The 23,642-nt window shown below is 49.4% G+C and carries 21 protein-coding genes; 10 read left to right on the forward strand and 11 right to left on the reverse strand.

The window, feature by feature from the left end; all coding sequences use genetic code 11:
• From H7A02_07595 to H7A02_07610, 4 genes are read left to right on the forward strand one after another with little or no spacing between them, the layout of a single operon-like run.
• Positions 1-474, forward strand: coding sequence for a GNAT family N-acetyltransferase (locus H7A02_07595; protein ID MCP5172109.1), 474 nt, complete (start codon positions 1-3; stop codon positions 472-474).
• 11 nt (positions 475-485) lie between these two features.
• Positions 486-2,732, forward strand: coding sequence for a phosphoenolpyruvate--protein phosphotransferase (gene ptsP / locus H7A02_07600; GenBank protein ID MCP5172110.1), 2,247 nt, complete (start codon positions 486-488; stop codon positions 2,730-2,732).
• Complete coding sequence (locus tag H7A02_07605; protein MCP5172111.1) at positions 2,722-3,876, forward strand: flavohemoglobin expression-modulating QEGLA motif protein; 1,155 nt, start codon at positions 2,722-2,724, stop codon at positions 3,874-3,876. Before ptsP ends, H7A02_07605 begins: the two co-directional genes overlap by 11 nt.
• A 25-nt stretch (positions 3,877-3,901) precedes the next feature.
• Positions 3,902-4,387, forward strand: coding sequence for an MgtC/SapB family protein (locus H7A02_07610; protein ID MCP5172112.1), 486 nt, complete (start codon positions 3,902-3,904; stop codon positions 4,385-4,387).
• A 9-nt stretch (positions 4,388-4,396) separates the two neighbouring features.
• On the opposite strand, the gene H7A02_07615 is transcribed toward H7A02_07610, so the two are convergent.
• The 7 genes from H7A02_07615 to H7A02_07645 all read right to left on the reverse strand — a co-directional run bounded on the left by H7A02_07615 (position 4,397) and on the right by H7A02_07645 (position 11,786).
• On the reverse strand, positions 4,397-5,200 hold the full coding sequence (locus H7A02_07615; protein MCP5172113.1) for an enoyl-CoA hydratase/isomerase family protein: 804 nt from the start codon (positions 5,198-5,200) through the stop codon (positions 4,397-4,399).
• Between the two features lie 42 nt (positions 5,201-5,242).
• Positions 5,243-6,850: a methylcrotonoyl-CoA carboxylase gene (locus H7A02_07620; GenBank protein ID MCP5172114.1), complete on the reverse strand. Its 1,608-nt coding sequence runs from the start codon at positions 6,848-6,850 to the stop codon at positions 5,243-5,245.
• A complete protein-coding gene (locus H7A02_07625; protein MCP5172115.1) occupies positions 6,847-7,353 on the reverse strand; it encodes a biotin/lipoyl-binding protein in 507 nt (168 codons plus the stop codon). Before H7A02_07625 ends, H7A02_07620 begins: the two co-directional genes overlap by 4 nt.
• Before the next feature lies 1 nt (position 7,354).
• Positions 7,355-8,827, reverse strand: coding sequence for an ATP-grasp domain-containing protein (locus H7A02_07630; protein ID MCP5172116.1), 1,473 nt, complete (start codon positions 8,825-8,827; stop codon positions 7,355-7,357).
• A 172-nt stretch (positions 8,828-8,999) separates the two neighbouring features.
• Positions 9,000-9,692 (reverse strand): TetR/AcrR family transcriptional regulator, encoded by a 693-nt coding sequence (locus H7A02_07635; GenBank protein ID MCP5172117.1) that lies wholly within the window; start codon positions 9,690-9,692, stop codon positions 9,000-9,002.
• 58 nt (positions 9,693-9,750) lie between these two features.
• Positions 9,751-10,617 carry an SDR family oxidoreductase gene (locus tag H7A02_07640; GenBank protein MCP5172118.1) on the reverse strand — a complete coding sequence of 289 codons (867 nt, stop codon included), beginning with the start codon at positions 10,615-10,617 and terminating at the stop codon, positions 9,751-9,753.
• A complete protein-coding gene (locus H7A02_07645; protein ID MCP5172119.1) occupies positions 10,614-11,786 on the reverse strand; it encodes an acyl-CoA dehydrogenase family protein in 1,173 nt (390 codons plus the stop codon). Before H7A02_07645 ends, H7A02_07640 begins: the two co-directional genes overlap by 4 nt.
• A 299-nt stretch (positions 11,787-12,085) precedes the next feature.
• Between H7A02_07645 and H7A02_07650 the strand changes: the two genes are divergently transcribed.
• The 3 genes from H7A02_07650 to H7A02_07660 all read left to right on the forward strand — a co-directional run bounded on the left by H7A02_07650 (position 12,086) and on the right by H7A02_07660 (position 15,956).
• Positions 12,086-13,201, forward strand: a complete 1,116-nt coding sequence (locus tag H7A02_07650) for a Gfo/Idh/MocA family oxidoreductase (GenBank protein MCP5172120.1) — start codon at positions 12,086-12,088, stop codon at positions 13,199-13,201.
• Positions 13,202-13,299: 98 nt separating this feature from the next.
• The gene (locus H7A02_07655) at positions 13,300-15,492 is read left to right on the forward strand and encodes a molybdopterin-dependent oxidoreductase (GenBank protein ID MCP5172121.1); all 2,193 of its coding nucleotides are present in this window, start codon (positions 13,300-13,302) and stop codon (positions 15,490-15,492) included.
• Positions 15,493-15,551: 59 nt separating this feature from the next.
• Positions 15,552-15,956: a nuclear transport factor 2 family protein gene (locus H7A02_07660; GenBank protein ID MCP5172122.1), complete on the forward strand. Its 405-nt coding sequence runs from the start codon at positions 15,552-15,554 to the stop codon at positions 15,954-15,956.
• Between the two features lie 152 nt (positions 15,957-16,108).
• Here H7A02_07660 and H7A02_07665 read toward each other — a convergent pair whose 3' ends face one another.
• Positions 16,109-17,011 (reverse strand): LysR family transcriptional regulator, encoded by a 903-nt coding sequence (locus H7A02_07665; protein ID MCP5172123.1) that lies wholly within the window; start codon positions 17,009-17,011, stop codon positions 16,109-16,111.
• 120 nt (positions 17,012-17,131) lie between these two features.
• Between H7A02_07665 and H7A02_07670 the strand changes: the two genes are divergently transcribed.
• From H7A02_07670 to H7A02_07680, 3 genes are read left to right on the forward strand one after another with little or no spacing between them, the layout of a single operon-like run.
• Positions 17,132-17,803 carry a histidine phosphatase family protein gene (locus H7A02_07670; protein ID MCP5172124.1) on the forward strand — a complete coding sequence of 224 codons (672 nt, stop codon included), beginning with the start codon at positions 17,132-17,134 and terminating at the stop codon, positions 17,801-17,803.
• 29 nt (positions 17,804-17,832) lie between these two features.
• Positions 17,833-19,059, forward strand: a complete 1,227-nt coding sequence (locus H7A02_07675) for an acyl-CoA dehydrogenase family protein (protein ID MCP5172125.1) — start codon at positions 17,833-17,835, stop codon at positions 19,057-19,059.
• Positions 19,060-19,072: 13 nt separating this feature from the next.
• A complete protein-coding gene (locus tag H7A02_07680) occupies positions 19,073-20,089 on the forward strand; it encodes a phosphotransferase (GenBank protein MCP5172126.1) in 1,017 nt (338 codons plus the stop codon).
• Positions 20,090-20,110: 21 nt separating this feature from the next.
• Here H7A02_07680 and H7A02_07685 read toward each other — a convergent pair whose 3' ends face one another.
• The 3 genes from H7A02_07685 to H7A02_07695 form a co-directional block, all read right to left on the reverse strand.
• A complete protein-coding gene (locus H7A02_07685) occupies positions 20,111-20,887 on the reverse strand; it encodes a glucose 1-dehydrogenase (GenBank protein MCP5172127.1) in 777 nt (258 codons plus the stop codon).
• 111 nt (positions 20,888-20,998) lie between these two features.
• On the reverse strand, positions 20,999-22,603 hold the full coding sequence (locus tag H7A02_07690) for a gluconolaconase (protein MCP5172128.1): 1,605 nt from the start codon (positions 22,601-22,603) through the stop codon (positions 20,999-21,001).
• Between the two features lie 18 nt (positions 22,604-22,621).
• A complete protein-coding gene (locus tag H7A02_07695) occupies positions 22,622-23,626 on the reverse strand; it encodes an oxidoreductase (protein ID MCP5172129.1) in 1,005 nt (334 codons plus the stop codon).
• Positions 23,627-23,642: the final 16 nt, after the last annotated feature.

Below are 23,642 nucleotides of genomic sequence, written 5' to 3' on the forward strand. Positions count from 1 at the left end.
TTGAACCCCATTATCGTACGCAAGGCAAAGATCCGGGATAAAAGTGCGCTTCTCCACGTTGAAGAGAAGTGCTTTATAACCGACAGAATCAATGCCCGGCAAATGACCTATTTACTGACAAAGGCCAAAGCCATCACCTGGGTAGCTGTCGCTGCCGACCAGGTTGCCGGATACGGCCAATGTCTGATTCCCGAACAGCCAAGGCCGGCCCGACTCTACTCTCTTGCCGTATTGCCGGAATATCGCCGCCAGGGTATCGCTCACCAGTTAATGGGAACGCTACTGAGCGAACTGATATCACTCAACTATTCCCGCTGCAGGCTCGAAGTCCGCTGCAGCGATCACGGTGCACAGACTTTCTATCGCTCAATGGGATTTAGTATGATTTCCACGCTGCCAGCTTATTATGAAGATGGCGAGAATGCCTTGCGAATGGAATGTATACTCAGGCAAACAGCCACCTTCGACGTATAAGCGACGGCCCTATGACATCCCCCACATTAATAGAATTGACCCGCATCATTCAGCGTGCCGCTCACGCTGGCAGCACTGAAGAGCAGGTACAGCTGATTGTGGATGCTATCAGCGATGTGATCGCTACAGACGTTTGTAGCCTTTATCGACAAACACCAGATGGGGATATGGTGCTCATTGCCAGTCATGGTCTCACCAGAGGACACCCTATTGTGATTCCAGCCAATCATGGCCTGGTGGGTCGTGTGGTGCAATCACGGCACAGTATCAATCTCTCGAATCCTGAGGAGCACCCCGATTACTACTATGTTCCAGGATCAAATGAAGAGCGATACCACAGTTTCTGCGGTGTTCCGCTTGTACACAAAGGCAGTGTTATTGGCGTATTAGTAGTGCAGAGCCAACACGCAGAAACACTGGCGATGGAACAGGAAGCCTTTCTGTCAACGCTGGGAACACACCTGGCGTCTCTCGTGACGTCCCTGCCAATTCAGTTTTCGCCTGAACCTGCACAAAGCAAACACCGACAGGGGATTAGTGGCGCACCTGGCATCGCCATCGGCATTGCCAGCGTCCGCCGTCTGGATGAGCTGGCCTCTGTTTCAGAGTCTCCCTGTAAAGATATTCCCACCGCTCTGGCCCAATGGTCATCGCTTAAAGCGCTGGTAACCGATGAACTGAAACGTGAGCGCAAAGTTGTTGAACAGGCACTGGGAGAAAGCTTGGCGGCGGTAATCGACGCCTATCAGATGCTGCTGGAAGACCCCTATTTTGACGACCGGGTAACCGGTGAAATCAGGGCTGGAAAATCCCTGACCTGGGCATTAAAACAGGCCGTCGACTATTTTTCCGAACAATTTCAGTCAATGGATGACCCCTATCTTCGAGCCAGGCATGAAGATATTGAACAGTTAGGTGAAAAACTTTATATGGCCTGGCTAAGGGAAGCCGGCAGCGCAACTGATACACTGGCAAATGACAGCCACTCTCCGATTATTCTGGTAGGCCGCCAACTCAGCATTTCTGAAATTGTTGGCCTACCATCCAAACAGCTGGCTGGCATTGTCTGCCTGGCGGGCGCCGCGCTATCTCATATTGCAGTATTCGCCAACGCCCTGGGCATTCCCGCCGTCATGGGTGTTGGCGAGCTTGCCGTTCGGGATGGCGAAACGCTGATAGTGGACGGTGACAGTGGCGAAGTGATTGCATCACCGGAAGCTGCGGTCAGCGATGAATATGAAGAAATTATCAGGAATCGCAAGGTTTTTGAGCGTCGCCTGCGCGTCGGTCACGACCTTCCGGCTATCACAACTGACGGCGTGCGGGTCACACTGCTTGCCAATTCCGGCCTGCAGGCAGATCTGCAACCAGGTCTTCGCAGTGGAGCCGAAGGTATCGGGCTGTACCGCACCGAAATTCCCTTTATGATCCGGCAAAACCTGCCGTCCGAAACCGAACAATATGAGGTATACCGGGAAGTCATCGACACTTACGCCGGAAAGCCGGTTTATATCCGAACCCTGGATATTGGTGCCGATAAACCATTGCCCTACCTGCCTACAGTAGAAGAGGAAAACCCGGCACTCGGGTGGCGTGGCATTCGCTTTACCCTTGATAACCTGCAACTGCTGATGACCCAGTTCCGGGCAATCATGAAAGCCGCTGCTGGCCGGGAAGACGTTCACTTATTATTGCCTATGGTGGGCTCTACTGGTGAACTCGACCGCTGTATTGAGTTGCTTGATGAAGCTCTCGATCAGCTGCTGAAAGAAGGCGAAACCATTTGTCGTCCGAAATTGGGGGTTATGATAGAGGTACCCAGCAGCATCTCTTTATTACCTTTCTGGCAAAAGAAACTGGACTTTATTTCCATTGGCAGCAATGACCTGAGCCAATACCTGTTGGCCCTCGACAGGAACAGTCCATTGGTGGGTAAACTTTACGACCCCTTGCACCCGGCGGTGATTCACGAGTTATTGCGTATTGTCCGTACAGCCAAACAATATCAATTACCTGTCAGCCTTTGCGGAGAAATGGCTTCGGATCCGGTTGCCGTTTTGCTGTTACTGGGAATGGGCGTGCGTCAGCTGAGTATGAGCGCCTCAAAGCTACCGCTCATCAAATGGCTGGTGCGTTCGATCAGTATTGCGGAAGCGGAAAGTTTTCTGGCAGATTCGCTGACCGCAGATGATGCTGCAAAAATACGAAAGCTTTCCGAAGCCCTGATAAAAAAAGCGGGCATTGATTATGAAGCCTGAGCAACACATACCAGCAACCGTTGTTGATATAGACAACAGGCTACATGAGCTGGTGAGCCCGGTCGACATTCTGAATGCCGTTAACCCTCTCAACTACCGTGAGCAAAAACAACAGTTCCTGGAACACCACTACTCCAGAGAGCCCACTTTTGTTTATCGCAGTCATGGTATCGATGCCTTTACGCTGAAACGAAGCCTGTTTGAGCTACCTCTGGAAAAAATTGAAGACGCCGATTTACGTCAACTTTATATGGACGTCATCAATTCCTATGTCGACAAAATAGATCAATATAAATCCATCGGTAACGATGAATTTCTCTATGACTCCCTGCGCTATTACGGTGAACCTTCAGAGAAAGATATACGCAATGCGAACTTCATTCTGCACTTGCCGGAACAATATGAGGGACACCAGAAACCAGACACGGAAGTGCTGCTGAAAACTGGCGAGATCAAATCGATACTGACCGACTTCGCCGACCGCGAAGGTTACCAGTATCAAATAAAAATAGATGACAACATGATGGCCAAGGCACTGGTTTCTGGCACGACCGTAAAAATCAACAGTACCGCCAGAATCAGCCGACAGGACACCATGGCACTGGCACACCATGAGCTGGGGGTACATCTGGCGACAACACTCAATGCGCGCAGCCAGCCGTTACATATCCTGTCTCTGGGCAGCCCCATAAACACCATGACACAGGAAGGACTGGCGATTCTCAGTGAATACCGGGCCGGTTACATGACGGTTAAACGTCTGAAAATTCTCGCCCTGAGAGTACTGGCTGTTCAATCAATGATTAAGGAGAAGAGTTTTCGCAAAACATTCATGCTGTTAAAAGAAGACTTCCTGCTCGACGATGACACAGCTTTTACGATTACTGCCAGAATTTATCGTGGTGGAGGCCTGACCAAAGACTACCTCTATTTGCGGGGATTCCATCTCATGTTAAACGCATTCGAGACCGTGCCTGACTTTACACACCTACTCGCGGGCAAAACATCCTTGACCCACCTGCCCTATATCTCGCGACTGATAGATAAAGGCTTTTTACTCGCTCCGGAAAAAATAACGCCGTCATTTATGCAACCAGCGACCAATCATATTATTGACAGCTTTATCGTCCATGCAATCAAATAACTTTCAAATAACAAGGTAACCGGATATGGCACCAGGCCAGCTTTTAGACATCGCTCCCTATGACTGGCATGCAATAGGTGCCGCCATTTTTTGCGGCTCTATTGTTGGTCTTGAACGGCAACTAAGAGGTAAACCGGTAGGCATTCGAACATCGTCGCTAATCACACTCGGCACTTACCTTTTTCTGTCGACCGCTTTCCTCCTGAAAGGAGATGTGATTGACCCCTCCAGGGTGGTTGGCCAGGTTATTACCGGCATCGGCTTTTTAGGTGCAGGCGTTATGCTGGCTAAGGACGGTGCAGTGGTTGGCGTCACCTCGGCAGCCACTATTTGGGTGCTGGCCGCACTGGGCGTCATGATCGCTTCGGAACATATCATTCCCGCCATAAAACTCGCCCTGCTGGTAGTGATGATTCTCTACGGTGTCGACTTTATGGAAGACCGCATCAAAATTATGGGGCGCGGAGTTCACAAATCTGTGAGATCATCACTCACCCGCAGAAAAAACTAACCCCGCAAACTAACGCCCCTCGTAATGAGGTTTGCGTTTTTGTAAGAAGGCCTGAATACCTTCCTGGCCATCCTTGCCAACTGCTAATGTAGCAATTGATTCGCCTTCATCGCCCATTTGAACTTCCGGACTCTGGTCGAGGGTCTTCAGTAGTAACTGCTTTACTGCACCAAATGCGCGGGTTGGCCCTGCTGCCAAATACTGAGCAAGTTTCTCTGCCTCGGAATCGAGATCCTGATCAGGCACTACGCGGGTGACAATGCCCAGCTCTTTGGCTTCTTCGGCGCTCAATGTGGGGTTCATCACCATCAACTCATAAGCTTTGCGAATACCGACAATGCGAGGCAGAGCAAATGTGGAGCCGCCATCAGGTGAGATAGCGGATAGCGTGTAGGCAAAGGTGATTTTTGCGGACTCTGCGGCAATTGTCATATCAGCAATGCAAGTCAAACTCGCACCGCCACCACCGCAAACCCCATTGACGACGGCAATCACCGGAGCGTCCATACGCATCAGGCAGGCCACTGCATCATGAAATTGCTTGGTCATTTCCCGAAGCAGCTCGTCTACCTGATCACCGGCATCGGAAAACATGGCAATACTGCCGCCCACTGAAAAGGCTTTACCACTGGCGCGCAATAACACCACTCGCAGTTCCGGCTGCGAGTCGAGCCAACCGACCGCCTGTGCAAAAGCACCACAACTACCGGCATCAAGCGCGTTAAAATTTTTAGGGTCATCAAACAACACTGTGCCAACACCCTCTTTCAGTTGCACTTTTACACGCGGGTCACTCAGTTCTATTGTTTTCATAGTCAGTTCTTCAAGTTGGTATCGTTGAAATATAGGGAATGCCTAAAGCCGTAATACACCGTAATTGGGATCGCCAAAAGGCACATTGAGCGAAGCTTCAATAGAAATAGCCAGTGCATTGCGGGTTGCCAACGGGTCGATAATACCATCATCCCAAATTTCGGAAGTGGCAAAATAGGCGTTCGTTTGGCTTTCGAAATTACTCATTACTTCAGCCTGAATGTCTTCCAATTGCTTCTGGTCGGGTTCAATTCCCTGCTTCTTCAACTGGGCGAGCTTAACGGTGAGTAAAACGCCAGCAGCCTGCTCTGCACCCATCACCGAAATCTCGCTGTTGGGCCAGCTGAACAGCGTGCGAGAATCGAATGCCCGACCACACATGCCGTAGTTCCCCGCGCCGAATGATCCATTAGTCATCACCGTAAATTTGGGCACTTCCGAACAAGCCTGAACCATCAGCATTTTAGCGCCGTCTTTAGTGATTCCGGTACGTTCATACTCCTTACCGACCATAAACCCGGTGATATTTTGTAAAAAAACCAGAGGGGTGTGGTTCTGGTTACAAAGCTCCATAAAATGAGCGGCTTTCAGTGAGCTGTCACTGAACAGGACGCCGTTATTACCCAGAATACCGACCTTATAGCCCTGAATATTGGCAAAACCACAGATAATCGTTTCACCATAATTCGGCTGATATTCCGAGAAACGACTACCATCCACGATTCGGGCGATGACTTCGCGCATATCAAATTGCTTTTTTATATCATCAGGAATAATGCCGTAGAGCTCTGTCGGGTCGTAATAGGGATCTTCCGGTTGTTCACGTTGCAGCTGAAATTTTGGTTTTTGTTCCCACTGCATCACGATTTCACGACCAATACGGATGGCATCCTGTTCGGTGCGAGCGTAGTAATCGCAAGTACCGGAAACGGAAGTATGCATCCGTGCACCACCCAGTTCATCCACAGTAACCTCTTCGCCTGTCGCCGCTTTGACTAACGCCGGGCCACCAAGAAAAACCGCTCCAGTACCTTCGACAATCACACTGTAATCCGACAACGCCGGGATATAAGCACCACCGGCGGTACAGTGGCCAAATACCAGCGATAATTGCTTGCAGCCAAGTTTTGAAAGCTGGGTCTGGTTGCGGAAAATCCGACCAGCCATGTATTTGTCGGCAAACAACTCTGACTGCAGCGGCAAAAAGCCCCCGGCACTGTCGCACATGTGAATCACCGGCAAACGGTTTTCAATAGCGATATCCAGCGCCCGCACCATTTTTTTCACGGTTAACGGGTACCAGGCGCCACCCTTTACCGAGCTGTCACTGGCCAGAATCATAACTTCACGACCACCCACTACCCCAATGCCACTGATACAACTAGCCGAAGGAGCACCCCCGTCGTAGGCCATATTGGCAGCCAGCGAAGAAAACTCCAGAAATGGCGTGCCGGGATCGAGCAGCAACTCAAATCGTTCGCGCGGCATCATTTTGTTTTGCTTTGTCAAACGGTCAATATCGCGTTGCGGCCGTTCGTAACGGGCCTGCCTTTGCTTCTCATGGAATTGACCAACGATTCGTTGATTGTGTGCCTGATACTGTTTAAATTCCGACGATTGGATGTTGAGCCTTGACTGAATACGTTTCATTGATCTGATTCCTCCGAGGCAACATCAATTGCTGCCAGCAGGTCACCTTTGTTAAAACTGGCACCAGCGGTAAACGGCAACTGGGTAACAACTCCAGCCGCCTGCGCTTTTATTTCTATCTGCAACTTCATACTTTCAATCAGCAGTAGTGTGTCGCCGTTGGCAACAGTGTCCCCTTCGCACACCCGTAATTCGATCACCACACCGGGCATTGGCGCGTCTTCGCGACTGCCGGCAGCACCCGCGGCAACGAGATCACTTTCGTCGGCCACAATATCCAGAACCCAAGTGCGATTCGCCAAATGAATATAAAGCTGCTGGTCATCCTGCACTGCATAGGCCTGATAGCTGTTACCGGCAATTGTCAGCAAGCATTGACTGTTATCCTGCCAGTCCACATGAGCATGTACCTGGCGCCCATCGATGTTGAGGGTAAGACCATTGAGACAACGCACGGGGTGCACAGAGTATTGTTCTGAATTGAATCGATACACCGGTTTCATATCAATTTCTCCACTCGCCAATGGAACGATAAAGTTCGGGCGTCGCTTCTGCGATAAGGCGTGATTCGCGATCAGTAAGCAACGCTAGCGCCAGAATGGCATCTCGCTCTTGATCACTCACTCCCGGAGCACTAAGGGGGTGCTTGTGTACAAAACTGGTATCAAAATCACCCGAAATGAATGATGGGTACTGCAACACTTCAATTAAATAATCAATGTTGGTTTTCACCCCGAGAATCACGAGATTGCCAAGAGCCTGTATCATTTTCAATCGCGCAGATTCGCGGTCTTCAGCCTGCACCACAAGTTTAGCCAGCATAGGATCAAAAGCTGTGGTTACGCGTTGCCCGGCGTAAATACCGCTGTCGAATCGGATACCCTCACCAACCGGCGCTTCTATCAACAAAACTTTACCCGTTTCAGGCATAAAATTATTGAAAGCATCTTCAGCACAAATCCGGCATTCAATTGAATGCCCATTGGCTATGATTGACTCCTGAGTGAGGGTTAACGGCTCTCCAGCAGCAATAAGAATTTGCTGTGCCACCAGATCCAACCCGTACACCATTTCAGTAACCGGGTGCTCTACCTGAATACGTGTATTCATCTCCAGAAAGAAAAACTCGCCGGAATCGGTATACAGAAACTCAACCGTACCCGCACTGCTGTATTTCGCAGCTTTTGTAATACTCACCGCCACGTCGCAAATTTCCCGGCGCTTTTCGGCACTAAGTGCCGCAGATGGCGCTTCTTCAATCACCTTTTGGAAGCGGCGCTGAATAGAGCACTCCCTTTCACCGCAGTGAATCACATGAGCGCCGTCACCCAAAACCTGAACTTCTATATGCCGGGCACTGGCGAAATACCGTTCAACATAAATTCGACCATCACCAAAATATTTGGCAGCTTCCGATGCTGCCACCCTGGCTGCATCCTGAAATTCTTCCGGGGAATTAACAATGCTCATTCCCTTGCCACCACCACCCGCAGAAGCTTTTACTACCACAGGAAATTCCATGCCTTTCAGGGCAACCATAAACTCGGGGTCATCGATATCGAGGCTGACGGATGGCGGTACCGGAAACCCTAGCGACTCAACAAAATTGCGCGAGGCAATTTTGTCTCCCATCAATTCAATTACCGAGGCTGAAGGGCCAATAAAGGTTATCCCTGCTTCAGCCAAAGACTTGGCGAACGGCGTGTTTTCAGATAAAAAACCGTAGCAGGGGTGCACTGCATCGACCCCCAACTTCTGACAAATACGGATAATCTGCTCGATATCCAAATGTGCAGCACTTGGTGTATCACCGACAATTTCCACCGCCTCGTCAGCACCCGTCACCACGGGTGAGTGACGATCACTATGATGATAAATTGCCACAGAGGCGACTCCCAAAGAACGTAAACTGTGCAACACCCGGAGTGCAATTTCGCCACGGTTGGCGACAAGAACTTTCTTAAACAACTGGCTCATTATTTACCCCTCCAACTAACCGTCTTCTCGGACGACCAATCAAGCAACAAGCGGTATAGTATTTAAATTTTGAGTCAGACTCAAATTATATGTGAAAAATAAACCAAACTAGATTTCAAACAAAGTTAGACTCAAAATTATCCCGTCATAAAAAATACGGAGCCGCGTGTTTCTAGAGTAGCTTATTTAGACGAGCAATCAGCTGGCGTACTTCGGCATCATCCTTTGCCTGTTTCGCTACTTTTGTTTTTGATTCTGAGCTGATCCCATAGAACACAAGATCTGTCAGCTGTTCGGCTATGGCATCGACATTCATCTCATCATTGGAATGCAGCATGCTCCACATGTAATGCTCGATCGAACCAAACACGGTGTTTCGCACCAGAACAATCGAGATATCACTGTAGATAATACCGTCCTTAATGCCCTCTTCGACGATATCACCCACGATACGGCTATAACGGCGGTTGAAGGTGTTCAGCTCATTCATGAAAGTATGTTCGACACCTCGCGACTCACGTAACATTACCGAACAAATCGCCGAATTCTCGGAAACCACATTCAAGTGACTCCAAATCACATAGAACAGTTTATTTCGCGCACCTTCGATATCACGAATACCGGTTTCAATCTGATGTGTGATTTGCTCATAAAAAGCTTCCATCACTTTCAACACCAACTGGCGCTTACTGCCAAAATGTGAAAATACAGTACCCTCAACCACACCGCATTTAGCCGCTATCTCAGCCACAGTAGCCTTCTCGTAACCGCGAGTCTCAAAGACTTCCCGAGCGGAATGCAATATGTCCTGACTGCGTTGTTCTTTCGAAGGACGCTTCGCTTTACTTGCCGCTTTTACTACCATCTTTATATTCGTCCTGATACTGAATCAGCTTAATGCAGGCTGACGCCGATCATATCCTTTAAACGTTGAAGTAATCCGGTTTGCTGTGGGTCCACAGCTCACCCCAAAGTCGTCCACCACCATCCACGGTAAGAGTGTCGCCGGTTGTAAAGGCCGAAGCCTCACTCGCCAGATACACCGCTGCTTGCGCGACCTCCCAAGCAGAGCCAAATCGCTTCATTGGATTAGAATTGGGGAATTTCGCCCGAGCTTCATCCGAGTAAACCCTCATCCCCTCAGAAGCAATAACACCCGGGGCAATATTATTGACCCGAATGTTGTATTCAGACCACTCAACAGCAACCGTTTTTGCCAAATAAATAACCCCTGCCCTGGCAGCACAAGTATGTGCCATATTGACCATGCCACGATCAATGACTGTAGCAATGTTAATAATATTGCCTGGCATCTTCTGATCCCGCCAATATCTCGCAGCTGCCTGCATCATGTACCAGGTGCCATTCAGGTTAGTATCAATCACTGCCCGCCAACCATTGTCGGATATATCCATTGCCGGCAACGGAAACTGTCCGCCCGCGCTGTTAATCAGCACATCGAAACCACCAAGCTGGTGAATGACCTCGGACTGCATGCGGCGAACATCATCAGCTTCTTTGATATTCAGCCCATAAGCATGAACATTCAAGCCCTGCTCGCGCATCTTTGCTTGAACCTCTGCCAGTTTTTCCTGATCTCTCGCGGCGATTGCGACGCTGGCGCCCAGCCGGGCAAACAACCAGGCCATGGCCTTACCGATACCACTGCTACCGCCCGAGATCAATACTGTTTTACCCTTGAATAGGTCTGATCGGTAGATATTTTGTAAAGACTTTAGTGCGTCGTCACTGATTCCAAATTCAGTCTCAGCTTTGTTTTCGTTGATCAACGCAACAACTCCCCGGCTATTATCATTTTTCTGACTTCCGTTGTGCCCGCTCCAATTTCCAGCAGTTTAATAGAACGAAACAGTCGATTAATTTCCGTCTCCCAGATATAACCACTGCCACCGTGAACCTGAACAGCACTATTCAAAACCTGGGCACAGGTATTGGCACAATACATGACCGAAGCTGCTGTCCGCGCATGAATACGCCCCCTGCCAGCCTCGGCTTCGCTAACACCACTGACTTCAACCAGCACATCAGTGCACAGTGCTCGCATGCTCTCAACCCACACATACATATCCGCGAGGTGGGACTGAACCATCTGGAAGCTGCTAATTGACTGACCAAATTGTTCACGATCTTTCGCATACGCCACACTCAGTTGCAGCGCCCGCTCGGCTATCCCCAAGCTAATCGGTGCTATCAGAGCGCGCTCAAAATCAAGCCCGCTCATTACCACTTTGTGCCCCTGATGAAGCTCGCCAATAATATTTTCTTTTGGAACACGTAAATCTTCAAACACCAACTCCGCCGTTTGGCTGCCACGAAACCCCATTTTCTCCAATTTCTGGGCCACATTGAATCCTGGTGAATTTGTTTCCACAACAAATGCAGTAATACCTTTTGAGCCTTTGTTCAGTTCCGTTTTAGCATACAGCAGGCAGATATCGGCCACGGGGCCATTCGTGATATAGAGTTTGCTGCCATTGATAACAAACTCATCGCCATCGGCAACCGCATGAGTTCGCATCGATCCCAAAGCATCCGAGCCAGCACCGGGTTCGGTAAGCCCCAGACAACCCGTATGCTCACCACTGCAAAGCCTGGGTAAATATTTGCGACGCACAAACTCCGAACCATTGTTATAAATATTGTTCGCACACAGGTTGTCATGGGCAACCCAGCTCAAGGCAAATGCGTGGTTCCAGCGAGAAAACGCCTGCAGAACCAAACCTGCTTCTAACAACGAACAACCAACTCCGCCGTATTCCTCCGGAATGGTCATGCCCATAAAACCCAAATCGCCCAGGGTTTTCATAACACCTTGAGGCCAGTACTCTTCCCGATCCATTTTTGCAGCCAGAGGGTATAACTGTTCCCGGGCAAACTTGTCAGCATGATCCAATAAGGCTTGCTGCTCGTCATTAATTAATGTGGTGTCTACCGGCATCACACCCTCCTCTTTTGATTAGAAAAAATAAAAACAGCGATTATGCAAAGCCGCTTATTAGAGTTCCTTTGGGGTGTTCGTTGCAACAAACAACGATTAAATAAAGCTTAGCTAAATATTTTTATAGCTGCCGTAAAAGTTAAAAATGGCAGTATTAACAAATCTATCACTATAGACTCGCTACAAAGACGATGATTTAATGAGTGCTGCTCATCAAGCCATAGTAACCCTCTGATAGCGATTTAGAATCAGGTGAAAAAGCACAACGAATAAAATAAGAAACGAGGAAAAACCCTTTCATGGATAAAAAACTTGGTGTTGGCATTATCGGTGCCAGCCCGGATCGAGGCTGGGCATCGGACGCACATATCCCGGCATTAACCGCTCTGAAAGAACTTGAATTCATAGCCCTTTCTACCAGCCGCAAAGAGTCTGCCGAGCTGGCCAGCAAACAATTTGGTGTTGCTCTGGCTTTTGATAACCATGAATCATTGGTCTCGTGTCCGGAAGTTGACCTTGTCGCAGTCACAGTAAAGGTACCCCACCACCTGGAACTGGCAACCGCCGCCATCAACGCGGGCAAAGCAGTATATTGTGAGTGGCCTCTCGGCAATGGTCTCGAAGAAGCAGAAGCGCTGGCGCGCATGGCCCAAGACAAAGGGGTGTTTGCCGCAGTCGGCCTGCAAGCCCGGTCAGCCCCCGTCATCCGCTATGTAAAAGACTTGATTGCCGATGGTTATATTGGCGAAGTCCTCTCATCTACCATCGTTGCCGATGCCATTAATTGGGGAGCGGACGTTCAGCAATGCTATACGTACCTGCTGGACCATAAAAATGGCGCATCGATGTTAACCATTCCTTTTGGCCACACCATAGATGCGTTCTGCTGGTGTCTGGGCGAGTTTAACGAATTGTCAGCAACAACTGCCACCCGGCGCCCCAAAGTCACTCTGGTGGAAACAGGAGAACAACTGGATTGCGATGTTGCCGATCAGATTGCCATCAACGGCGTACTGGAAAACGGCGCAGTTGCCTCTGTTCACTTCCGCGGTGGTTATTCTCGCGGCACACATTTCCTCTGGGAAATCACCGGCACCAAAGGTGATCTTGTGATCAGCGCCGACGGCGGCCATATTCAAATGCTACCCCTCAGCCTAAAAGGTGCCCAGGGTTCAGAAACCGAACTGCAATCGATGCCTGTACCTGAGAAATACAACAATATTGCCGATACAGACCTGCCCGACGGGCCTCCCGCAAGCGTCGCTCGCGCATACCGGCATCTGATGGAAGATCTCAACAGCGGTCAACAAACGCTGCCCGGTTTTGACGATGCTGTGGTCAGACACCGTCTGCTCGAAGCTATTGAGCTATCGGCAAAAACAGGCACAAGACAAAGCTACAAAACCACGTACTAGAGCCTGTGAACACTAATTTCACAGCATGGCCAGCCGTTACAGCCTTGCTGAACCATAAAGCTGAACCAACAGTGACATAACGGCGGAGTAACCAGACAATGACTGAAGCTACCCAAACCACCTACACCCACTGCATGCTGTGTGTCGCATCATGTGGCCTGAAAGTAACATCAAAAGAAAACAAAATTACCAAAGTCGAACCGGATAAAGATAATTTTTTCTGGCGTGATTTCTGTATCAAAGCGGCTGAGTGTCATCATTTAGTTGATCACCCTTTACGAATCAAAGCCCCGATGAAACGGGTTGGTGACAAATATGTTGAGGTCAGCTATCAGCAAATGCTGACCGAGTTATCTGCACAGTTAAACGACATTATCGATCAATACGGCCCCGATGCAGTGGGATCATATGTCGGCAACCCGACCACATCCAACACCAGTACTTACGCCTTTCTTAACCTCTTTCTTGATGCCATACAAACCAAAAGTCGCTACTTTGTCGGTTCACTGGACCAAAATGCACTGCATATTGTATCGGAGCACATGTATAACCATCCCTGGGCTATGCTGCAAACGGATGTCGATAACTGCCAATACCTGATGATGATAGGCGCCAACCCTGCAATCAGTGAATTTGGCTGGCTCTATGCTGTTAATCAAGGCTGGAAGCGAGCGCTGAAAACCAAAGAAGCAGGCGGCAAACTGATTATTGTTGATCCGAGAGAAACTGAGTCTGCCAAAAAAGCCTCGGAACACATTGCCCCTCTGCCTGATACCGACTGGGCGCTAGTGCTCGGTATGATGCATGTGATCTTCAACAACAACTGGCACAGTAAAGAAGCAGAGAAAGATTGCAATGGCTTTGATGAGCTGCGGCAGCTGGCCACTTCTGCAGACCTTCAGTCTCTCAGTCGCCGCTGCGACATCCCCGTGGAAACTATCACCAGGCTAGCTGACGAGTTTGCCCACGCCAGCTCTGCCACCTGTATGGCAAATACCGGGGCGGGACAAAGCAGTACCGGCTCAATCACAATATGGCTCGCCCAGGCTCTCACCCTGATTACCGGCAATATGCGCCGCAAAGGAGGAATGTTTCACACCCGCGGAGCCATGAATTTGCTTAAAAATGGTGGTGAACTGTTTCCCACCCAACACCTGACCAGCCGGGTACGCAAAACACCATCCGTAGCCGGTTTTTTCTCAGTAACCGAAATTCCGGATGAAATTAATACTCCCGGGGACGGCCAGATAAAGGCCTTCGTTATCGTTGGCGGTAATCCAGTGATCTCCGGCCCTCAGGGTGAAGAGCTGGATAAGGCTCTGGAAAAACTCGACTTGCTTATTTGCGTAGACAGCTTTCAGCGCGACAGCCATCGTCATGCCGATTGGTTAATTCCTGCTACGCACTTTCTCGAAACTGACGATATGGCTATTCTGGTCCGGGACCTGAATGCTCAACCCAATGCACAGGTAATGCGCAAAGCGGTGGAAAAACCTGCGACGGTTCCTTACGAGTGGCAGTTCTTTCGTGACTTAACATTGAAAATGAACAAACCATTGCTGATGGGTAAAAAGCATCTCAATTTACTGGTAAAGGCGATGAATGCCTGGGGTAAGTTGACTGGCAACCCCTACAACGGTTTCAGCCCAAAAACACTGATGACAGAGCTCTTGAAAAAAGGCGGCGTTACCACCTACAAAGCCGTAGAAAGCGCACCACATGGTTTACTGCTCGACGAACAGCCGGACTTCAACTACTTTCTTGACAACCTGCCGACTGAAGATGGCAAAGTCAATCTGGTTCCGAAGCCTTTCAGAGCGCGACTGGAAGAAATTATTGCCATGCCCGAACAGCGCGACAATATCGGACAGTTCCCATTATTGCTGATTAATAAACGTCGAAAGCACATGATGAACTCCTGGCTGACTCACGGCTCGGCGCAGAAAATGAAAAACCCGGATGGCGATATTATTGAAATAAACCCCGATGACGCAAAAAAACTGGGTTGTGATAATAATGGACAGGTTCTGGTTGCTTCTTCAGTTGGCCGTATCAACGCTACCGTACGCATCACTGACTCCGTTCGTCAGGGTGTCGCCGTCATGGGCCACGGCTGGGGCGGCCACACCTTCGACCCGAAAAACCCCGGAAAAATTGATAACCAGGGAGGCACCAATAGAAACGTGTTGATCTCGAACGAGAGTAACGAGACAGACCCACTCTCAGGTGTCCCCAAGCTAAATGGCACGGCAATCAGCATTACCCCGGTTGTTGAAGCCATTGCTGTTTAGCCGCACGCAGACGTTCAATTGACATCAACCCCTTTATAAAAAAACAAGGAGCACATTTCATGGGCATTGAAGAAAACAAACAAGTAGTTGCCAGGTTTTGGCAGGCATTTTCCACAGGAGAATACGAAACAGCTTTATCACTACTGGACGACAACGAATTCAGCTGGTGGATACTTGGCGACAAAGAACAGTTCCCTCTCGCAGGAACTATGAACAAGGCAGAATTTGAACAACTATTAAATGGCGTTTCCGGCAATACGGTTGACGGCCTTACCATGACCCCTTCAGGCTGGACCGCCGAAGGGGAACGAGTAGCGATGGAAGCTGAATCCTATGCCAAAATGACCAACGGCAAAGTGTATAACAACTTCTATCACTTCCTGCATATTGTTCGCAATGGCAAGATCTGTGCGGTGAAAGAGTTCCTTGATACCGCCCATGCATCGGACGTGCTCTGCTCCTAAAGCATCCAATTCTGAAGTTAAGGAACCGCTGATTAATGAGTCATTGCGAGGAACGAAATGACGTGGCAATCTAAAAATATCCTATCTTTCTGCTAATTGGATTGCGTCGCTTGGCTCGCAATGACTACCGGTTGGAATAAATCAAAGGCTCCCTAAACCGCTAACACCTGTTTCGCAATACCAGAAAGTTGATCCCGCAACCATTGGGTAGCGGGATCATCATCTGCACTTTTGTGCCAAAACAAATTCCAGGTAAGAGGCTCCACATCAAAGGGAACCTCTGAGATGGACAAATTTGTAGTCACAGCCAAAGCCTTCGGCACCGTCCACAATAACTCTGTTTGCTGAGTAACCCTTTCTGCCACCAAGTAGTTTTGTACACGCATAGCTACTCTTCGCTTTTCACCCAACGTCTGAAGCGCTATATCCACTTGCCCTCTTCCTCGCCTCCGGCTGGATACATGTAGATGATCAACTGACAAGTAATCTTGCACAGTTAGTTTTTTCCCGGCCAGTGGATGCGAGCGGCTCATGACAACAACATACGCTAACTGCCCTACTAACTGGGTACCAAACTCTCTGGCGTTGACCAGAGGAGCATCCAGCAATAAATCCAGACTGCCAGATTTAAGCTCTTCAATCGCCAGTTTTCTATCGGTGTAATAACTGGTTATTGATACCCCCGGTGCTATTTCCTTTAACCTTTTTTGCAACGACGGCAAGACCAGCGCTTCGGCCATATCATTCATACCCAAACGAAAGTTTTTGGCAGAGGCTTCAGGGTCAAAGCGGGCTGATGCCCCAACACTATCGCCCAACAGCTGCAGAGCTTTACGCACATCCGCAATCACACTGTCTGCGACGGGTGTTGGCACCATGCCTGCTGGCGTCCGAACAAATAACTGATCATCAAACACCTGCCGCAATCGGTTTAATGCGTTGCTTACCGCGGGTTGTGTAAGGTTCAGCAGCCCGGCCACCTTTGTCACACTGCCCTCCCGATAAATCGCATCAAGTACCACAAAAAGATTGAGGTCTACCTTTTCAAGTCGCATTTTTCACCGGCCTTAAACATTGATTAAATAAATGATAACCTATCACAATAATTAATTAGAATGATTTTAAATACAACTCTATAATCATCCACACTCATACACAACTACGTCGCTGTTCTTATGGCAGAAATCACGTTACTGCGTCATGGCCAGGCGTCATTTGGTTCCAAAAATTACGATCAATTAAGTGATATTGGTCGCCAACAGAGTTTGTGGCTGGGAAAGCACCTACGTGAAATAAACAAACAATTCGACCGTGTTGTACTGGGCACTATGGTACGACACCGTGAAACCGCTGAAGGTGTCATGGCAGGCCTGAAAGCAGAAGCCAACTTTGAGCTTCATGCCGGATTAAATGAATACCGTTTTGATGGCCTGCTAAATCCGTTGCGGGACCAGCACCCCGAACTGTGGATTGAAACTGATCATGCGCGGCGAGATTATTTCCACAATATGAAATTGGCACTAACCTATTGGATGAAAGGTTTGATAGCAACAGATGGCCAGGACAGCTGGGAAAGCTTTTGTGAAAGAGTCATCGCAGGCTTTAACTTCGCTTATGACACACCGGCGAAAAAAACACTGGTGGTCAGTTCCGGAGGCCCAATTGCCGTCATGCTCGCTAACGTACTTGAGCTTGGCGCAGACCGTACACGTGATATTAGCCTACAAATCAAGAACTGTAGTATCAGCAATATTTTATATAACAGAGAATCATTTACTCTGGACAGCTTTAACGACATTAGCCATCTGTTAGCGAGTGGCCGTCAATCACACATTACCTTTTCTTAGCTCACATTTCTCAGACCAAGGAGAACCCCATGTATCAGTTCAGCGAAAAATCGAAGCAACTGCAAAGCCGTCTTCAAGCATTTATGGATGAGAATATTTACCCCAACGAAAAGGCCTATGCAGAACAATTGCACAATGCCGAAAATCGTTTCGCACCGCTGCCCCTTATGGATGAGTTAAAGAATAAAGCCAAGGCGGCTGGCCTGTGGAACCTGTTTGTACCGGAAGACCATGCAGAATACTGCGATCACGGCGGTCTGTCTTTTTTTGACTACGCACCACTGGCAGAGATGATGGGGCGTGTCATCTGGTCACCAGAAGTGTTCAACTGCAACGCACCCGATACCGGCAACATGGAAGTGTTCATGAACTATGCAACAAAAGAGCAACAGGACAAGTGGTTGAAACCACTACTGGCAGGTGAAATCCGCTCTTCCTACGCCATGACCGAACCCCAGGTGGCATGTAGCGACGCCACCAATGTGCAGCTCGAAATTAAAAAAGAAGGTAACGAGTGGGTACTCAATGGCCGCAAGTGGTTTATTACCGGCGCCATGTACGAGCGCACAAAAATCTTTATTGTGATGGGCAAATCCGACCCGGAAAACCCCAGCCGCCATCTGCAACAAACCCAGGTTCTGGTACCGAAGGATACACCGGGAATTACGCTGGTACGCCCACTGACCACTCTGGGTTATGACGACGCGCCTATCGGCCACGCTGAAATTATTTTCAACAATGTCCGCGTGCCGCTGGAAAACGTATTATTAGGTGAAGGACGCGGCTTTGAAATCGCCCAGGGTAGATTGGGGCCAGGCCGCATGCACCATTGCATGCGCCTTATCGGTACTGCTCAGAGGTCTCTGGAACTGGCCTGCCAGCGTGCCAGTTCCCGCACAACGTTCGGCAAGCTGTTAAGCAAGCACCAATCTGTTCGAGAGGAAATTTCCCGCTGTTTTTCAGAAATTGAAATGGCCCGTCTGCTGGTGCTGAAAACCAGCGCCAAAATTGATAGCGAAGGCGTGCCCGCTTCCGTGGATATGATTGCAGCAACCAAAACCACTGTTCCGCTATTGGTACAAACCATCATAGACCGCTGCATGCAGATGCACGGCGCAGGGGGACTGACCGAGGACTACATGATGGCGGAAGGCTACAACTACGCACGTTGGTGCCGTCAGGCTGATGGCCCTGATCAGGTCCACCAAATGGCCCTGGGCAAACAAATTATCGACCGTTATTCTGCCAATCAATAATCCGGAAACAGCCATGACATTATCCGCCAGCTTTGACGAACACAGACTCGCCGAATACCTGTCAGAAAACCTGTCAGGATTTGCAGGCCCGCTGACTGCCACCAAGTTCTCTGGAGGGCAGTCTAATCCAACCTTCCTGATCGAAGCCGCCAGCGGCCGATACGTACTCAGGCGAAAGCCGCCCGGTGAGCTGCTGAAATCTGCCCATGCGGTGGATCGCGAGTTTAAAGTGATGAGCGCACTTCAGGCTACCGATGTGCCCGTTGCCAAAACCTACCTGCTATGCGATGACGACACCATTATCGGCAGCATGTTTTATGTGATGGAATACATCGATGGCCGTGTTTTATGGGACCCGGCGCTTCCGGGTTTGAATAACACAGACCGAACCGAAATATACAACGAAATGAATCGGGTTTTAGCCGCCCTGCATAGTGTTGATATCAATTCTGCGGGGCTGAGTGACTACGGCAGGCCCGGCAACTATTACGAGCGTCAGATCAGCCGCTGGATCAAACAATATCAAGCCAGTGAAACCCATAAAATTGATGATATGAACCGCCTGATAGACTGGCTGCCCGCGAATACCCCGGCAGATGATGGCCGTGTCAGCCTGGTTCACGGCGACTTCCGTCTCGACAATATGATGTTCTCAAAAACCGAAAATCGGGTACTAGCGCTTGTAGACTGGGAGTTATCAACACTTGGCCACCCCTTTGCTGACCTCGCTTATCAGTGCATGCAGTGGCGCATGAATAACGATGCAGAAATTCAGGGGCTGGGGGGAATAGATCGCAGCGCTACCGGTATTCCTTCTGAAGAGGAGTACGTGGCAGGTTATTGTCAGCGAATGGGGCTGGACAATATCCCACACTGGAACTTCTACGTTGCTTTCAGCGCCTTCCGTTTTGCCGCTATTTTACAAGGCGTGAAAAAACGAGCTATTGATGGCAACGCTTCGAGTGACAAAGCCCATAAAATGGGAGAACTGGTAGCGCCGCTGGCGCGTATCGGCGTTGGATTAATTTAACCGCAAAACAGTTTTCAACGCCTAGATTGGTGACTCGGCAATACCTCCATCAACCGTAATACAGCTGCCCGTCACATAGGCCGCAGCCGAGTCGCTTGCCAACATCAGTAGCGGCACCGTGAGATCATCCAACTCGCCCAGCCGCCTTGCGGGAATGCCCTGAACATAGCGTTTGCCATTTTCAGTTTCAAAATATTCATTATTCATGTCGGTTTTAAACCAACCCGGACACAGTGCGTTAACCCGTATTTTCTTTCTGCATAACTCCACGGCCATCGATTTGGTCAGTTGCACCACTCCGGCCTTGGATACGTTGTAAGCCACTTTTAAGGCGCCGGTTTTCAAACCATAAATAGAGCCAATATTCACAATTGCACCTTCCCTACCCGCCGCAATCATATTTTCAGCAGCCGCCTTGGCCACACGCCAGGCACCGTCAAGGTTGGTATCCATAACCCACTTCCAATCTTCCTCATCGGTATCAAGGAACTTCTTTGGTTCGCTGGCAACACCTGCGTTATTGATCAGAATATCGATAGCCCCGAATTCATGGCTAATCCATTCAAATGCCGAGCGCACGGAATCCGGTTTTGCAACATCCATCTCAACAGAACAGGCTTTACCGCCCCCACTTTTAATCGAAGATACCTCCTCGGCCAGCTTTTCTGCTCGACGGGCGGCAAGAATAACGGTAGCGCCCTCAGCCGCAAGCACATTGGCAAAGTGAACACCCAAACCACTGGAGGCACCGGTTATCAGCGCAACTTTACCTTCAAGGTTAAAATAATTCCGGGGCACGACTTTCTCCTTCAATGATCATTAACGGCATGAAGGTATTTTAATCGTATTTGCTCCAAATTGTGACAACAAACGTGTTGAAAGTAGAATGTATTTACAGGAGAACAACACCTAAAGGGAATGCTGGATCATCAGAATACTGCCATCTTCATCTCCGCCGAGGCAAATAGCGCCATTGTCCATCGCAACCAAATCAGAGAACGGCAATAGAGGTCCAGGCATCAGGTCTTTAATACCCGGCAAGGTATTCACCCTCATCTCACCACTAATACCAACCGGCAGTTGATGGGCAACAATCTCTATGTCACCCCCGTGGGAGTCAAACCTGATAAGGCGATGACTGCCACGATCTACGACGAAGATATTACCCTTGATCTCCGTAATGCCATGCGGCTCACTAAGCCCCTCCAGCAATACGTCTGTCACACCATCCTTGAGCCTGATAACCCTACCATCGGCGGCATCAGTGATAAGGATTGAGCCATCGTCACAAGCATGCACTCCTGTTGGCCTCTGAAGGCTTTGCACCAGATGACTGATGGTATTATCTCCGTCAATTTCCAACACGGAGCCCGCTCCGGCTTCGGCCACCACAATATTACCGTTAGGTAAAATACTGACGCCCATAAGCTCATCTAGTTCAGAGGCAATAATTTCAGCTTCAGCTCCCGGCTGGTAACGAGCAATCACACCCGCGCTATTACTACAAATATAGGAGCCACTACCCTCGACTGCGATACCACGAACATAACCGGGAAATCCATGCTCGAGTAACATTGCAGGCCGCCTCACCAGGCCCGCGGATGACACAGTGGCAATACTCATACCATCCGCGATTACCAGTTTTCCATCCGCATTCATGCCAAGACCAAAAGGCCCAAGCATACCGCCGGGAATTAACTGCTTCTCGCTACCTTCGGTGGTGATCTCAACCACCCCACCATCGGTAAAGTGAGAAACAAATAGCCGGCCATCCGCCGAGAAAACAAGATTATCAATACCAAAAGCGGTGCGGCCCAATCGCGAGCGCCCACCGCCAAAAACATCCAGAGACGTAACATCACCAGTACCCGATTCAACAATAACCAGATTGCCATCGGGCGAGAACTTAACGGCAGTGGGAATATTAAATTCACCGGCAACCCGTTCCGGCTGCCCCCCATCAACATGCACTCGCCACACTTCTCCCAAAGGCACCAGAGGAAAATAAAGGTGGTTGTCTGGTCCCATAGAAAGCGCATTCGGCATCATTAGATTGTTGGCAATAATCCGTGGTGCAGAGCCATCGGCAAACAGCTCGAGAATCCGCCCTTCCGGATTAAACTCACTCATAAAAATACGATCATTGTGTACCACGATACCGTTAGCTACCGGTACATTGTCGGCAATGACCTGAACATCGCCGTTAGCTCGCCTCGCGCTTACCCGCGCACTCATCACTTCTGTAGCAAACAGGTTACCCTTGGAGTCGAAAGCTAAATCATCCGGCGCAATAATCTGGCCATCTGCACCCGATACAATTTGAGTCTCGCTCGTGTCCAGGTTGTACGCAGAAATCTGGCCACCAAATGCCTGGGCCACATACAGCCGTCCATCAGGGCCGAAACGCATACCGTTAGCGCCCACCAGTCGTGACGGCTGCACCAGTGTTTTTAACTGCCACCCTTCTGCTATATGAGGGCCATTGAGTAACTCGCCGAATCTGCCTAATGACACTGCGTCATCCTCTTATTCTTATGCATCCAACACTAGTTTTGGGGAGCTGGCACGAGAACAACAAACCATGATGTATTTGTTCTCTTCCCGCATTTTGCCTCTTAAAAAAGAGTCCCTGTGTTCTGGCACTCCCTCAATAATTCTGGTCATGCAGGTGCCACAAGTACCCTCATCACAAGACCTGGGAATATAAAATCCTGCTCTCTCTACCGCGTCAGCAATAGATTCATCTTTTTCTACCTGAATACTGACACCCGATTGCTGAAGAACCACCTCAAAAGCGACATCGCCACCCACAGGGGCAATTTCAACCGGTTTAAAACGCTCAAGATTCAGCGCCCCTTCCGGCCAATCCTCACATTGCTTTTCCACTGCACTGATCAGCTTTTCAGGGCCGCAAACGTATACAACAGTGTCCTCTTTCGGAGAACCGATATAATTATTCAAATCAAGCAAGCCAACTTCATCTTCCGGACAGACTTTTACCTTATCCCCGTACTGCGAGAGCTCGCTAAGGAATGCCATTGAAGACCGGGTACGACCACCGTACATCATTGTCCAGTTCTTACCGGTTTTTTCTAATTCTCTCAGCATGGGCAACATTGGCGTAATACCTATGCCTCCGGCGATCATGAGATAATTATCTGCGTCGTTAAGAGGGAAATGATTGCGCGGCCCCTTAACTGTCAGTTTGTCACCGACATTAAGTTTGGTGTGCAATGCTTCGGAACCACCTCGACTTTGAGGCTCCCTGAGCACAGCTATTTTTAGCGACTTTTTGTCTGCAGGGTTCCCACAAAGTGAATACTGTCTTACCAACTCCAACTGGTCGTCAATAACCAAATCAATATGTGCACCTGCTTGCCACGATGGCAAGTCATTACCATCTTCGGAGCACATTGTGATTGAGATCACCCCCTCAGACTCTTCATTTATTTCGGCAACCCTCACAGGAATCCCGTAGATACGCCCTTGAGACAACTGCTGTTGTTCAACCGCTTTATCGGCTTGATTTAAGGTCATGGCAATACTCCGAACG

The organism is Pseudomonadales bacterium (assembly GCA_024234435.1).
Classification (GTDB): domain Bacteria; phylum Pseudomonadota; class Gammaproteobacteria; order Pseudomonadales; family Porticoccaceae; genus JACKOF01.